General features: G+C 39.0%; 11 protein-coding genes. 7 read left to right on the forward strand and 4 right to left on the reverse strand.

What is annotated here, in order from left to right:
• Positions 1–213: 213 nt before the first annotated feature.
• On the reverse strand, positions 214–1,650 hold the full coding sequence (locus EKM69_RS11135; RefSeq protein ID WP_125711088.1) for a C69 family dipeptidase: 1,437 nt from the start codon (positions 1,648–1,650) through the stop codon (positions 214–216).
• Positions 1,651–1,773: 123 nt separating this feature from the next.
• On the opposite strand from EKM69_RS11135, the gene EKM69_RS11140 reads away from it, so the two are divergent.
• Together EKM69_RS11140 and EKM69_RS11145 are read left to right on the forward strand one after the other, a co-directional pair.
• Entirely contained in the window at positions 1,774–3,072 is a 1,299-nt protein-coding gene (locus EKM69_RS11140) for a nucleobase:cation symporter-2 family protein (protein ID WP_125711090.1), read from the forward strand.
• Between the two features lie 219 nt (positions 3,073–3,291).
• The gene (locus EKM69_RS11145; RefSeq protein ID WP_125711092.1) at positions 3,292–4,998 is read left to right on the forward strand and encodes a hypothetical protein; all 1,707 of its coding nucleotides are present in this window, start codon (positions 3,292–3,294) and stop codon (positions 4,996–4,998) included.
• A gap of 785 nt (positions 4,999–5,783) precedes the next feature.
• Here the strand turns inward: EKM69_RS11145 and EKM69_RS11150 are convergent.
• Positions 5,784–6,686 (reverse strand): aldo/keto reductase, encoded by a 903-nt coding sequence (locus tag EKM69_RS11150; protein ID WP_125711094.1) that lies wholly within the window; start codon positions 6,684–6,686, stop codon positions 5,784–5,786.
• A gap of 137 nt (positions 6,687–6,823) precedes the next feature.
• Here EKM69_RS11150 and EKM69_RS11155 point away from each other — a divergent pair, with 137 nt between their 5' ends.
• The gene (locus EKM69_RS11155) at positions 6,824–8,716 is read left to right on the forward strand and encodes a fructose-1,6-bisphosphatase (protein ID WP_125711096.1); all 1,893 of its coding nucleotides are present in this window, start codon (positions 6,824–6,826) and stop codon (positions 8,714–8,716) included.
• A 490-nt stretch (positions 8,717–9,206) separates the two neighbouring features.
• On the opposite strand, the gene EKM69_RS11160 is transcribed toward EKM69_RS11155, so the two are convergent.
• Positions 9,207–10,232: an SDR family oxidoreductase gene (locus EKM69_RS11160; RefSeq protein ID WP_318530673.1), complete on the reverse strand. Its 1,026-nt coding sequence runs from the start codon at positions 10,230–10,232 to the stop codon at positions 9,207–9,209.
• Between the two features lie 86 nt (positions 10,233–10,318).
• Between EKM69_RS11160 and EKM69_RS11165 the strand changes: the two genes are divergently transcribed.
• The 4 genes from EKM69_RS11165 to EKM69_RS11180 all read left to right on the forward strand — a co-directional run bounded on the left by EKM69_RS11165 (position 10,319) and on the right by EKM69_RS11180 (position 14,445).
• Positions 10,319–10,744, forward strand: a complete 426-nt coding sequence (locus EKM69_RS11165; RefSeq protein ID WP_125711100.1) for a MerR family transcriptional regulator — start codon at positions 10,319–10,321, stop codon at positions 10,742–10,744.
• 143 nt (positions 10,745–10,887) lie between these two features.
• Positions 10,888–11,397, forward strand: a complete 510-nt coding sequence (locus EKM69_RS11170; protein ID WP_125711102.1) for a GtrA family protein — start codon at positions 10,888–10,890, stop codon at positions 11,395–11,397.
• A 282-nt stretch (positions 11,398–11,679) separates the two neighbouring features.
• Complete coding sequence (locus EKM69_RS11175) at positions 11,680–14,151, forward strand: CoA-disulfide reductase (RefSeq protein WP_125711105.1); 2,472 nt, start codon at positions 11,680–11,682, stop codon at positions 14,149–14,151.
• 18 nt (positions 14,152–14,169) lie between these two features.
• Positions 14,170–14,445 carry a metal-sensitive transcriptional regulator gene (locus tag EKM69_RS11180; RefSeq protein WP_125711107.1) on the forward strand — a complete coding sequence of 92 codons (276 nt, stop codon included), beginning with the start codon at positions 14,170–14,172 and terminating at the stop codon, positions 14,443–14,445.
• Positions 14,446–14,759: 314 nt separating this feature from the next.
• On the opposite strand, the gene EKM69_RS11185 is transcribed toward EKM69_RS11180, so the two are convergent.
• A complete protein-coding gene (locus EKM69_RS11185) occupies positions 14,760–15,002 on the reverse strand; it encodes a hypothetical protein (RefSeq protein ID WP_125711109.1) in 243 nt (80 codons plus the stop codon).
• Between the last annotated feature and the right edge of the window lie 162 nt (positions 15,003–15,164).

The raw sequence follows: 15,164 nt of genomic DNA on the forward strand, positions 1-15,164 counted from the left end.
TGAACTACCAAGGAAACAACTAGGATACAAAAAACCCCAGGAGGCATTCGCCCTGGCCTGCGGCTACTAATAATCTGGCACTCCGATCCTGATAGATCTTAAGCTTTTTTTATTTTTTCGGGGTGGCTAACTTGTTCTTGCAATTTGCGCTTTTTTTGAGTTTCTTCTATTTATTGATTTCTTTTGTTTCTTTTTCTATCTTTTTCTTTTATTCTACAAGTTTTTGTCCATGTCGAATGTTAGTTTTGATAGTCTGATTCCTTTTGTGTAGAGGTCGCCGAACATTTTCTTTGCTTTTTTGGCCATTTGTTCTACTAGTTGGTTGTTTCTTTCTGTTAGGTACTTGGTTAGTTCGTTTCCTTGGTAGTTTTTGGCTTGTTGGTCGGTTTCTTCTATTGCTTGACGGAATTCTTGGCGACATTCTGTTAAGTAGTCGATGTCGTCTTGTAGGAATTCTTTGTAGTGGGATTCTACTAGCATTGATAGGGCGTTGTACATCCAGTAGCTGTTTTTGAAGTTGAATTCTTCTGATACGTTTTGATAGCTTTCTGGGGTGTTGTCCATGTTTGTGTAGAATGGGATGTATGGTGCGAAGGTTGGGAAGCCTATGCATAGCCACATTATTGCTGAGTATTCTTCAGGGACGTCATTTCTGATTTGGAGGACGTGCGAGTTTTGGGTTCTGTTTAGGCCGATTGGACGGTAGCGATATTTTTCGTCGTCGCTGGTGTCTGGACTGTAGGGATCGTATGGTGTTTCGTTGTAGTGTGATCCTAGTACGTATTCGATGTCGTCGACGTTGATTTTGTGGTCGGTTTTCATGATGAATGGTAGTTCGCCGTCTTCGGGGTCTTCTTCTATTTCTGGATTGAAATATTTGTGACCGTACCAAACTCTTGATGTGTTGTAGTGACGGTCCTTGAGATTGTCAGTTCCGAAGATGTGACGGAAGTTGAAGCCTGTTTTGTCGGTGTTTAGGTGGTGCTTTTCGACAAATTCTTGGATTCCTTCTGACCACATGAATTGGTCGGGGTCGTTGAAGTCTACTTGTTGGATCGATACACGGTTGGCGGCGATGGCGTAGCTGTCATCGGGGATTCTTTGGGCTACCCAGTGGTGTCCAGTTACGATCTCCATGTACCAGACGTCGTTGTTGTCACTGAATAAGAGTGAGTTTCCGGCTGGTGAACCGTATTGTTTGATTAATTCTCCGGTCCGTTGTACAGCTGACTTAGCGGAGATTACGAAAGGTAGGACCATTCTGACGATGACGTCTTCGTCCATTCCGTCTTTTTCTAGCGGATCGTAGGCTAATGCTCGTTCGTTTCCGTAAGTACTTTCGGTAGCGGACATGGCAACGTTAGCGCCGTTGATACCACTTTCGTCGTAAAAACCAAGATTTTTGTAGTCAACATTTGGAACTGCTGGCCACTTGTAGTTATCGGCTGGGATCTCTGCTTCAAAGCCATTGAGCCAAGATTTAACTTTTCTTCCAGACTGCCCTTCAACAGCTGGATGCATTACGAAGTTTTGAGGATTAATTGGATCGAAGGTATCGTCATTTCTTGCAATCATTGTAGAACCATCAATACTGGCATTTTTACCAACAAGGACGGAGGTACAGGCATCCTCTAAATGATTTTTTTTCATTTTTATGGAACCCTCCTAAGTATAGATATGTATATTTTAGCATAGCTATAATTTTTTTTATTTGATAGTACTCACAACTGACTGGAAAAAGATGATATAATTTCTTGAATATAGGGGGCAAACATGGACTTAAAAATGGATAAAGATGAGGGTGGATTCCTCAAAAATCTAGTACTTGGCTTGCAACATTTACTCGCCATGTACTCAGGTGATATTCTAGTACCAATTTTGATTGGTACGGCACTAGGTTTTTCAGCAACACAAATGACTTATTTGATTTCTGTCGACATTTTTATGTGTGGAGTCGCTACTCTCTTGCAGATCAAGAGGACTCCTCTAACAGGTATCGGCTTACCGGTTGTACTTGGTTCAGCGGTCGAATATGTTACACCATTACAAAATATTGGGCACCACTTTGGTATTGCCTATATGTATGGTGGAATTATCGCCGCCGGTATCTTTATTTTGTTGATTTCTAAGTTGTTTGCAAACTTACAAAGATTTTTCCCACCAGTTGTAACGGGGTCATTGATCACATTGATCGGATTTACTTTGATCCCCGTTGCGTTCCAAAACATTGGTGGCGGGGATGCTACCGCTAAGAACTTTGGTAGCCCTCAAGATTTGATCCTCGGTTTCACGACTGCGTTGATCATTATTGTATTTACGATCTGGGGTAGAGGTTTTATTCAACAGATCGCCGTTTTGATCGGTATCGTCGCAGGTTACGTTATCGCCTTTTTCATGGGTCAAATCGGATTCCAAAGCGTTAGCAGCGCTCACTGGTTCCAAGTTCCAATGCCATTTTATTTTTCAACACCGAAATTTGAATGGTCTTCGATCGTTATCATGCTTTTAGCAGCTTTAACTTGTATGATCGAGTCGACTGGTGTTTACTACGCACTAGCTGAAGTTACTAAACGCGATATGAAAAAAGAAGACATGCAACGTGGATATGCATCAGAAGGTTTAGCAGCTATTTTAGGTGGTATTTTTAATACTTTCCCATATTCGACTTTCTCGCAAAACGTTGCTATCGTTCAATTATCAGGTATCAAGAAAAATAAACCGGTTTATTTCTCGGCTTTCTTACTGATCTTATTAGGATTGATCCCTAAGGTCGGCGCCATCGCCACATTGATCCCTAACTCCGTCTTAGGTGGAGCTATGTTGATCATGTTCGGAATGGTTGGTGCTCAAGGTATCAAGATGTTGTCACAAGTAAAGATGACTAACAGTAACCTATTGATCATGGCCGTCGCTATTGGACTTGGTTTAGGTGTAACAGTGCAACCTTCATTGTTACATTTCTTACCATCAACATTACAAACTATTTTGAACAATGGTTTAGTAGTGGGAAGTTTTTCGGCAATTATTTTAAATATGATTTTAAATCCAAAAAGCTTAAAAGTAGAAAAATAATTAATGCACTTTATTGGCAATTTATTCAGTCAATAAAGTGTATTTTTTTATCGTTAGTCATTTATTGATAACGCTTAAACTACTGATATAACGGCGATTATAGCAAATAACTAAATTGTGATTTTAAGACTAAATAGTATCACTTTGTTGCGAAGAGGTGCTAATTTAAAGATGGATATTGATTAGAATAGATTTTTTAGGCAAAGGGGGGAATTATTTGTGAGAAAACTTTTTCCTTGGCTATTTGCTACACTCGCAGCAGTGCTTTTTATCTTTGCCGGACCGACTAATGTCAGTCAAGCAAAGGAGATCACGCAAGTAACAGGTACACAAGCGTCAGATGCTGTGATCTATGATCAAGATGAGAACATTATGTCTCACGATGCAGCACTACCCGAGAGCCAGGAATATACTGTTCGCTACACATGGAGTATTCCGGACAGCGTTTGGGTTTTAGGCGGAGATACTTTTAAATTCTACGTTCCCTCAAATGTTAAGATCCCCATGGATGATTCGTTTCAAATGACGAGCACTTCAACCGGTAAAGCCATTGGTAGTGCTTATATCGCCGAAGGCAGTCACGTCGGAACGGTCACCTTAAACTGGGCCTTAGCAGGACCTCAATTTAACAAAAAAGGCTATATTAACTTAGCCGTAACTGGTGCAACTCCTGAAGTTGAACCACCAGTGACACCAGTTGAACCACCGGTAACACCAATGGAAGTCTTTATGAGTAAATTCGGTAGCTTTGAAAACGCGACTGATACGAACCATTTGAACTGGGAAGTAAATGTTTATCCTGGGACAAATGCCTTAGTAAATCCCGTGATCAAAGATACCTTTAGTGATAATCAAAGTTTCATTGACAATAGTGCAACTATCCAAGATTTAAATGGACAATCAGTACCGTTTACATCAAGCATTGATGGAAATGTAGTAACTTTTAAAATAACCGGAACTTATAGCGCTGGTCTACAATTGCATTACTCAACCTTAGCGGATACGAATACCGGACAAATCGAGTATTCCAATACCGCCAACTTGACGGATGCAAATGGCAACACTGGCACAGCTGATGCGTCGGTCGATAAATACATCACCGATGAATCAACAGACGAAGCTGGACCTGGTGATCTTCAAGAACCACAAGAAGATACCGGAACAACGACTGATCCAGGTACTGGTGACACAAGTACTGGAACCACAGAACCAGGTGGAACTGAGCCGGAACCAGAACCAGTGACACCGGATGAAGGTGGCACAAGTACTGGAACTACAGAACCAGGTGAAACTGAACCGGAACCAGAACCAGTAGCACCGGATGAAGGTGGCACAGTCACTGGAACCGAAGAACCAAATGAAGGTGACTCAAGTATCACAACACCACCAACAAACGGCGACTCGGGATCAGCTACAGTACCAGATGAAGATGGTAATGAAACAACTTCACCATCAAATCCGGGAACTAATGGCTCCACAGTGACACCTGAACCAGAAAAACCTGGAACAGGCGATCTAGCAGCTCCAACTGAGCCAGAAACACCAACCACAACACAACCAGAAACTTCAACAACAGGACAAACTCCTGATATTTCAACAGAATCACAAGCGGATACGCCAGTAGTGAACGATTCTCAATCAGCAGGTTCAATAAATGTAGAAACACAACCAAACATGACACAACCAGCTGCAACCGAACCTAACAGTTCAGCCACGAATCAATCTGGCAACACAATCGGTGAAACATTGCCACTAGGCAATTCAACCGAATTCAGCTCCACACCAGTAACGTCAAGCAATAAATTGCCACAAACTGGTCAACAGAAAGAACGTGCACTTGCACAAATTGGGATTTTATTGCTAGTTATTAGTCTAGCTGGAACACAATTGATACGTCGGTTTAAAACAAAACGGGTTCGAAATTAGAAAGTAAGAAACAATTGAAATAAAAATACCTCGAAGACCTTTTGGGTCGAAAAACGTCGCATATTGAAAGTCTATGCGGCGTTTTTTTTGTGTTTGATGTTTGTGTTTTATGTTTTTTGAGGTTGTAGGTTGGGTGGTGGTTCACTGCCGGACCTGTGGAGGGTTCCGGGAATTGCGCCGTGGAACGCTGCGGGCCAACTTTGAGCTATCCAAGGAAGACCGCCTTGGACATCTCAAAGCTTGACCTTTTCGTAAGCACGGCCCATGCCGTGCAAACGAAAATTTCGCGGCTGACGGCGAATTCCCTCCACCCTCCACAGGTCCTGGGGTAGTGAAACATCAATTGTTTGTGGGGATACGGTACATACTTATATAGTAGAAAACTGTTTTAACTTTACATTAGGTATCTATGATCTGTTGAGTCCTAGGATTTATATTTTTGGAGTCTATCTATTAAATTTATGTTCTGGGTTATCATCGATATTTTGGGTATCTTCAAAGAACAACTTTTTAGTATTTAGTGTGAATGAATAGGGACTTGGTCTTTTCTTTTGAACTTGAACTTACCAATAAGGATGATATTTGAGATAGACCGCAAAATATAGGACGCGCAAAAAGTGCCAATTTGATCAAAACATCAACCAAATAAAACGCTTCTCGTCTGCAAAAAACTCTCTCACCTCTAGCACACCTGCACCAAGCAAAAATGCTACTGCTCTCTCATCTCAAGACTATCGGCCTATAAAACAGCAATAAAAAAGGCTCCTATACAGGAGTCTTTTATTCTACTTAGCATACTCACCAGTATCTTCCCAGCTCTGCACAGCATCACCAAATCCAGTAGGATTGCCATGCCACTTAAAGCCACCATACCAGAGACTACGCTTATCTTCATCATATCCTTTGATCTCAGCAACATCTTCATCGCTGAGCTCAAAGTCAAACAAATCAGCATTCTGCACGATCCGTTCTTCATGAACAGACTTAGGAATCGTAATAATACCTTGTTGCAGATCCCAACGTAAAATTACTTGAGCTACTGACTTATTATACTTGTCAGCAATCTTCTGCAACCGCTCGTCACCAAGTACTGTGCCACCACCTAGTGGTGACCATGCTTCTAGATGAATATTGTGTTCATCGCAGAAGTTTTTAATATCTACCTCTTGGCAAAGGGGATTGAATTCCATTTGATCAACAGCTGGTTTGATCGAGCCGTTTTTTAGTACGTCTTGTAAACGGGTGATGTTGAAGTTTGAAACACCGATTGCCCGAGCTTTTCCTTCTTGATAAATCTTTTCTAGTGCTTTCCAAGTGTCGGGGTACTTGCCATCAACTGGCCAGTGGATCAACAACAGATCGACGTAGTCCGTTTGCAAATTTTTTAATTGACCGTCGAAGTTTTTTAGAGTTGATTCGTATCCTTGATCACCATTAAAAATCTTTGTAGTTAAAAATATATCTTCACGTTTTAATCCATTGTCAGCCAAGGCTTTGGTTAGTCCTTCACCGACTCCGGCTTCATTACCATATTGTTTGGCAGTGTCGATTGCTCTATAACCGTGCTTGATCGCCCATTGAACTGATTGAGCGGCGCCTGCATTATTGATTTTCCAGACACCAAGACCAAGTTGGGGCATTTTAACGCCATTATTGAGAGTAACAGTTGAATCTATTGAAAAATTCATATAAACACCTCCACGACTTCATTATATTAGCAAAAGTAATGTGATACAAAAAATTAGATTGTCTTTGGTATAGGTTCAAGTGTTACAATTTAGAAAGCGATTACAATATTTTGCTAAAGAAAGGTCTAGGTTAAAACATGAGGAAAAATTTCACAAACGATAATGAAATCAAATCTGAAATTATCAATCTTTCAGCCATTCTTGATCTTCCCAAAGGGACGGAAGCATTCGTCAGTGATATTCACGGTGAATATGATGAGTTCGCCCACATTTTGAGAAATGGTTCTGGAAATACTCGTCAAAAAATCTCGGAACTATTCACAGGACGACTGAGCGAAGATAGACAAAAAAAGTTTGCTTTTTTAATTTATTATCCGTCCGAAATTTTGCGCCAAAGTAAGGAACAATTTACGAAACAAGAGGACCTTGAACAATGGTACTTCGATGTCTTTAATCAATTGATCGACATGTTACGCTACACATCGATCAAATATACCCGCTCCAAAGTTAGAAAAGCCATCAAGAGTGACTTCGTCTATATTACTGAGGAGTTGCTTTATGCCGACCAAAACGATTTAACCAAACGTAGTTACTATCGTGAGGTCATGGAAGATATCATCGAGCTAAAAATGGCCGATCAGTTTATCATTTCGACTTGCCATACGATCCAAAAATTAGTCGTTGATCATCTCCACATTATTGGTGATGTTTATGATCGTGGACCCCATCCTGATCTGATCATGGATCACTTGATGAATCGCTGGGGTAGCCTTGATTTTCAATGGGGTAACCACGATATTTTGTGGATCGGTAGCGCCTGTGGATCAAAACTCTGCATGGCAAACTTGATCCGGATCAGTGCTCGTTACAATAATTTACGATTACTAACAGATAAATACGATATCGATCTCAGCCAGTTAAAAGATTTCGCAGCTGAAAAATATCAACCACTGCCAGTCTTTACACCACGTTCTGACACGGGTGATAACATTCCTAATGATGATTCGGTTTATGACAATACCGTTCAACAAGCGATGGCAATTATCCAATTCAAGATGGAAGGACGAGCCATCAAAGCTCATCCAGATTTTGAAATGGAAAATCGGATGTTGTTGCACAAGTTAAGCCCTGATCGAACATCGATCGAGATCAATGGTGAAAATCATCCGATCACCAACGGTTGTTTCCAATTAGTCGATCCTGAAGATCCTTACAAGTTGACTGACCAAGAACAAAACATTGTTGATGATTTGATCAGACAATTTATCGACTCACCAAAATTGCGTTATCACATGTCTTATATGATGAATAACGGGTCAATGTACTTGAAGTACAACAATAATTTATTGCTCCACGGTTGTGTTCCCGTCAATGATGACGGCAGTATGCAATCCTGGACAGTCGAAGGGAAGAGCTATTCAGGTAAGTCACTATTCGACTTTTTCGAAAACACTTTGAAAAATGGTTTCCAAAATCCAACGCCTGAAGATTGCTTGAACTCTGATATTATTTGGTATTTATGGACTGGAAAGATGTCGCCACTGTTTGGAAAGGCTGCGATGACGACGTTTGAACGTTACTTTATCGAGGATAAGGCTCTCCACAAGGAAGTTAAAAATCCTTATTACTCATTGCGGAAGGAAGAGTGGTTCGCTGACGAATTGTTGAAGGAATTCGATTTGAATCCGGATGAAGGCCACATCGTCAACGGCCATACTCCGGTTAAATTGGGACATTCGCCAATTATGGCTAATCACAAGATCTTCGTTATTGATGGTGGGATGTCGAAACCTTATCACAAGACGACCGGGATCGGTGGTTATACTTTGCTATCGAACTCATTTGGTTTCCAGTTGGTAACGCATGAGCCGTTTACTACTCGTGCTAAGGCTATTGCAGATATGACTGATGTTGTTTCTACTAAGCGTGTTATCGAGCAGTCGGCTAAGCGTAAGACTGTTGGTGATACTGATGTAGGGGATAAGCTGCGTAAGCAGATAGTTTATTTACAGTCAAAGCTTAATCATTAATAGGAAAAGGCTTGAAGCAGATTTTGCTTCAAGCCTTTTTTGATTTGGATTTTTATTGTGGTTGTTGTTTGTGTGGTGGTTCACTTCCGGTTCTGTGGAGGGTTCCGGGAATTGCGCCGTGGAACGCTGTGGGCCCACTTTCGACCTTGGTTGTTCGGTGGCGTAGCCACCACCAAAACCGGTCGCGCAAGTGCGTCAGCACTTACGTTCCGTTGGACATCTCAAAGCTTGACCTTTTCGTAAGCACGGCCTTTGCCGTGCAAACGAAAATTTCGCGGCTGACGGCGAATTCCCTCCACCCTCCACAGAACCTAGGTTTGGACAATAACTCTGTTTTTTGTGGGGGCACGGTACTTAGTTTTATGGTGGTTGACTGTTTTGGCTTGTTTGAGGTTCCTAGTTTTTTGAAGTCTTACGAGTTTGTTTTCTATGGACTTATCTTGTTGAGTTTTCTTGGTGGATATCATCGGTTGGTATTTTATGTCTAAGGTCAAATTAAATTATTTTTGATTATCGAATCCATCGTGTCGATTATTAGTTGCTTATTATCTGAAATTGGTTGCCAATTTAACATTTCTTTTGCTTTTTTATTTGAAACTTTTCGATTCATTTCAATAAATAGTTTCCCTATTTTCGCTTGCTTGTTTAACGGGGCGATTGCTTTTATCAACCAGTTAGGGAGGGTTCTTTTGGGTATCTTTTTACTTTTTTCAGGATATCGTGTTTTTATGATATTCATGATTTCATTAAGTGAAATTTGGCCATCCGCTGAAGCGATGAAGCGCTGACCATTTGCACTTGGATTTTCCATCGCTAAGATGTGAATTTCGGCAACATCTCGTATATCTACGATGTTTAATGGAATATCTACCAACATTTTTTGTTTGCCAGATAGTGGATCAAGAATTAAATCAAAGCTTCCAGATACATGGTGATTTAAGGAAGGTCCTAACATTGCAACCGGATTTATCGTTGTCAATTCGACGGATACATCTGGATCCTTAACAAAATCCCATGCTCTTTTTTCAGCAATTAATTTTGATTTTTCATATATTGAAATTCCTTCTTGATCGATATTTGTCCAGTCTTTTTCCGTAGTTGGAATGGATGATTTTTTCTTACTAAAACCAACAGCACCAAAATTAGATGTCATTACGACTCGTTTGACATTTTCTTGATTTGCAAATTTTAAGACCCTAATAATCCCATTTACTGCAGGTTTAATTGCTTCTGATTCATTTTTTGGAATATCAAAGAATACTGGGGAGGCTACACTGAAAACATAGTCTACATTTTCCATAGCTTCCTTCCAACCGTTATCTGTGCCTAAATCAGATACGAAAAAGCTTAAATTTTCAATATTTGAAATATCATTATTTTTCAATGTTTGAATCAGTTGAGGGATTTTGTTTTTTGATCGAATGGTAGTTCTCACCATGTATCCACGTTGTAAAAGTTTAACAATTATATGTGATCCTAGAAATCCTGTTCCACCTGTTACTAAAGCTGTCTTCATCATATTACCTCTTATTGATTTATTTGAAATTGTTGATTAATATGATCATAAACGCTAAACCATGGTTTAGGGCAAGAGGTATTTTGATGATTAAAACATACACAATTAAGGAAGTTGCGGAAAAATTTGACTTATCGGTTTCGCAGATCAGATTTTATGATAAAAAGGGCTTATTGCCATTCGTTTCAAAAAATGATTCTGGATATCGAATATTTTCAGAGGCTGATTTACAGTTGATCCATACAATAGTCTGTTTAAAGAATACGAATATGAGTATCAAAGATATTAAGCAATATATCGATTATGTTATGGAAGGTCCAGATACAATTGAACTTAGGAAAAAATTGTTGAATAAACACCGTCGAGCGGTTATCCAACAACAGAAATTACTGGCTGAAAATCTTAAGGAGATTGATTTTAAACTTGATCGTTATAATTCATCAAATGCTTATGATATTATTCGAGAACAATTTGCTTATTTGATGAACGAAAAACATGTTAATTCAAATTAATACGAACAAAAAATAATACATCATTAATTTTTGTTTATTATAAAATTCAAATCTTGTTATAAGATTTATCATTATTTTTATCTTTAATGTGTCGAAAAGGGTTAATATATTCATATGGAACTTTTTTTGAAAGGAGATAAGTTATGAAACATCAATCAGATTTGCATGATGAAGATTCTCAGTTGAATAATATTGTTGATAGCGTTTCTGAAGGCATTAATTCTGCTGGCAATACTTTTTCTGTTAATGAGGAAGTTGCTGAGGAAGGTAATGTTAAGCAGGCTGTTCGTTATATCCTTTGGGGTTTGATTTCTGTTGTTGTTAACTTCGGAACTTTTTATCTCCTTTATCGTGTTGCTCATATGAATTATCAAGTTGCTAATATTATTGCTTGGTTCCTTGGTGTTCAAGTTGGATTTTGGGTCGATCGGATTATCGTGTTCCGTCACAAGTCGACGACGGCTTTTCAAGAGATGGTTGCCTTTTATGGAACACGGATCTTTACATACTTAGTTGAAGCCTTGACTTTGTGGGTTGGTATTTCGTTGCTGACAGCCAATGGAACAGCAACAAAGGTTGTAGGACAATTTCTAGCAATCGTTGGTAACTATATATTTTCGAAATTCTTTATTTTTAAAAATCGTAATAAGTAAAAAAGAGTCCGTGATGGGCTCCTTTTTTATGTGCTGATTTCTATGTGAGGAAAATATTTAATTAGATAACATTCAAATTTTTATTGAATGTTATTTTTTTGACTTTAAATACATAATCGGGGTATGTAAATGCTGTTATGACGTGTGTTGGAGGCCATTTAGAGAAAGGCGGTTAGTAAAGTATCCTATGAATATTGATTATAAATGGGGTTGACTAAAGATACCGTAGGGGGTATATTGTTTTGTGAAAAGGATAACAAAATAATAAATGGGGTGCTGAATATGTCAAAGAAAATACTTATTATTGGTGGTGTCGCTGGAGGTGCTACTGCTGCAACGCGTCTTCGTCGCTTAAGTGAAGATGATGATATCATCCTTTTTGAAAAGGGTGAATATATTTCTTTTGCTAACTGTGGATTGCCATATTACATCGGAGGAACGATCAAAGAGCGTGATAGCTTGATGGTGCAAACCGTGGAGGGTATGGAAAAACAATATTCACTTGATATTCGTAATTTTTCCGAAGTTACTAAGATTGATCCCGACCAAAATGTTGTTACTGTTCATAATTCTGAATCGGGTGAGACTTATGAAGAAAGTTTTGACGAATTAATCATTTCGACTGGAGCAAAGCCAATTGTTCCCAATATCAAGGGTTTGTCCGAAGCTGACAATGCATTTACTTTGAGAAATATTCCTGATATGGATCAGATCAAAGCTTATGTTACTGATAAAAATGTTAAAACTGCTACGATCATTGGTGGTGGTTTTATCGGACTTGAGATGATGGAAAATCTTAAGAAGATCGGCTTAAACGTCCAATTAGTCGAGATGTCATCGCAAGTAATGCCTAACTTGGATTTTGAAATGGCACAACAGCTTCACTCACAAATCAATCTGCACAATGTCAATTTATACTTAAATGATGGCCTGGCAGAATTTCAAAATAATGGTAAAAAATTAGTTTTGCAAAGTGGCAAGGAACTTGATACCGACATGACAATTTTGTCGATCGGAATCACACCGGCTAATGATTTAGCTAAGGATGCCAAAATTGAACTTGGTTTTAAGAATGCTATTAAAGTAAACCAGCATCTTCAAACGAACTATCCTAATATTTATGCCATTGGGGATGTTATCCAAGTACATAATTTAGTTGATGGTTCAGCAACCAATATCCCTCTAGCTTGGCCAGCAAATCGTCAAGGTCGGTTAGTAGCAGATATTATCAATGGAATTCCTGCTGAATATCCCGGAACACAAGGAACTTCGGTAGCAAAAGTTTTTGAATTGACTGCTGCATCAACTGGTGACAATGAAAAAACTTTACAACGGTTGGATATGCCTTATCACGTCATTCATATTCATCCAAATTCAAGTGCGGGTTACTATCCTGGTGCTAGCCCAATCAACTTGAAATTAATTTACAATGACGATAAGAAAATCTTGGGAGCACAAGCAGTCGGGACCAAAGGTGTCGAAAAGAGAATCGATGTTATTTCCACAGCCATGAGATTTGGAGCCAAGGTTGATGAATTAAGCTCAATCGAATTGTCTTATGCTCCACCATATTCAAGTGCCAAAGATCCGGTTAACATGCTAGGTTATGTTGCCGACAATGAAATCAATGGTCGGACTAAGACTATTGAATGGGATCAAGTTGATCAACTAGTTGATGAAAAAGCTACTATTATCGATGTCAGAAATGACTTTGAGCTAACAACGGGCAAGATCCCTGGTAGTAAATTAATTCCCCTCAATCAATTACGTAATCGTGTTAATGAACTGCCTAAAAATCAGACGATTTACGTATATTGTCAAGTTGGCCTTCGGGGCTACAACACCTCAAGAGTCTTAGTAAACGAAGGATTTGATGTAGTCAATATCGACGGCGGATTCAAGACTTATAAGATTGCTAAATATGAGATAAACAACAAACCTTTTCCTAAAGATGAAGATAAGGTAGCTAAAACTCCTAACGCGGATAATTTACAAACGTTACAAGTTGATGCTTGTGGTCTTCAATGTCCAGGTCCCATCTTAAAAGTTAAGCAACACATGGATAAAATGGATGATGGTCAAAAAATGGTAGTCAAAGCTAGTGATTTTGGATTTAGCGCTGATATCGAATCGTGGGCCAAAAATACCGGTAATAAGGTTCTTTCCAATGATATCGATGGCGATACAGTAGTTGCAACCGTTCAAAAAGGACAAGGTCAGGCTAAACCTGTAAAGCAAAATCCAGAATTAGCAGCCGAATTAGCTTTAAACGATGGTCAACTTCATGAAACCAAAGAAGGAGCAACCATGGTAGTCTTTGATGGAGATCTAGACAAGGCACTAGCATCCTTGATAATTGCTACTGGTGCAGCAGCAATGGGTAAAAAAGTTACCATGTTCTTCACATTCTGGGGCTTAAATGTCTTGAAGAAAAACAAAGTTAAGAAACACGGTGTAGCAAAGATGTTTGACATGATGTTGCCAAGTAATGCAGATAAATTACCACTTTCAACCATGAATATGGGCGGTTTAGGATCAAAAATGATAAAATCAGTTATGAAGAAAAATAACGTCGATCCACTTCCCGTAATGATCAGAAAAGCAAATGATCTTGGAATCAAATTCGTAGCTTGCACAATGAGCATGGGACTAATGGGCGTTAAAAAAGAAGAACTTTATAGTTTTGTTGAGTACGGTGGCGTTGCCACATATTTAGGTGACACAGAAAACTCCAACTTAAACTTATTCATATAAGTAGAAAGCAGGAAAATCATGGATACAGTTCGCAGTGAAGAAGAAACAAAGAAAATCATCAATAGATTAAGCCGGGCTGAAGGCCAGATCCGTGGAATTCAAAAAATGATCAGCGATGACAAAGATTGTATGGACGTAATGACCCAATTAAGTGCCGTAAGATCAAGCATCGACCGAGTAATGGGCATGGTAGTAGCCAACAACTTGAAAGATTGCGTAGAAAATCCAGAAGGTGACCCAGCAGCTCAATCGAAAAAACTCGAACAAGCTATCAACATGATCATCAAGAAATAAAAATTCACCCAAAGATCGGCAAGATGAATCGGATTTGAATGATGTCATAAACTTATATTTATTAATTGCTAATTAATGAAAATAAAATGTTAATCGATGATATCAACCAAGAAAAATCAACAAGATAAGTCCAAAGAAATCAAATTCGTAAGACTTAAAAAATTAGGAACAACAAATTAATCAAAACAGTTAACTACTATAAAACTAAGTACTGTATCCCCCACAAAGAAAAATTTATTGTACAAACCTAGGTTCGGTGGAGGGCGGAGGAAATTCGACCGTCAGCCATGAAATTTCACTTAGCGGTTTACCGCTTAGTGAAAGACCCAGCTTTGAAACAAGCGGGTGGTTTTCCCGATTGGTTCAAAGTGGCGTCCATGGCGTTCCGCGGTCGCAATTTCCGGAGCCCTCCACCGAACCGGCAGTGAACCGCAAACCAAACTACAACCACAATAAGGACCTGAAGCAACCAATGCTTCAAGTCCTTTTTTAATAAACTTTAAAAAATAAATAAAAAATAAATTATTTAGAATAAACACTTTATTTTCTGTATTCATAGTTTTAGTAATCTAACTAAAGGTTGAAAGATGAATATAACAAAATAACCCCGGCATACCGGGATTTTATTGTATAAAAATAGACATGAGCTTACTCATATCATTATAATTAAGGCGTCGAAACCAATTACAAAGGAGTATTCATGTCCATGTCTATTTTAC

The organism is Companilactobacillus zhongbaensis (assembly GCF_003946515.1).
Lineage (GTDB): Bacteria > Bacillota > Bacilli > Lactobacillales > Lactobacillaceae > Companilactobacillus > Companilactobacillus zhongbaensis.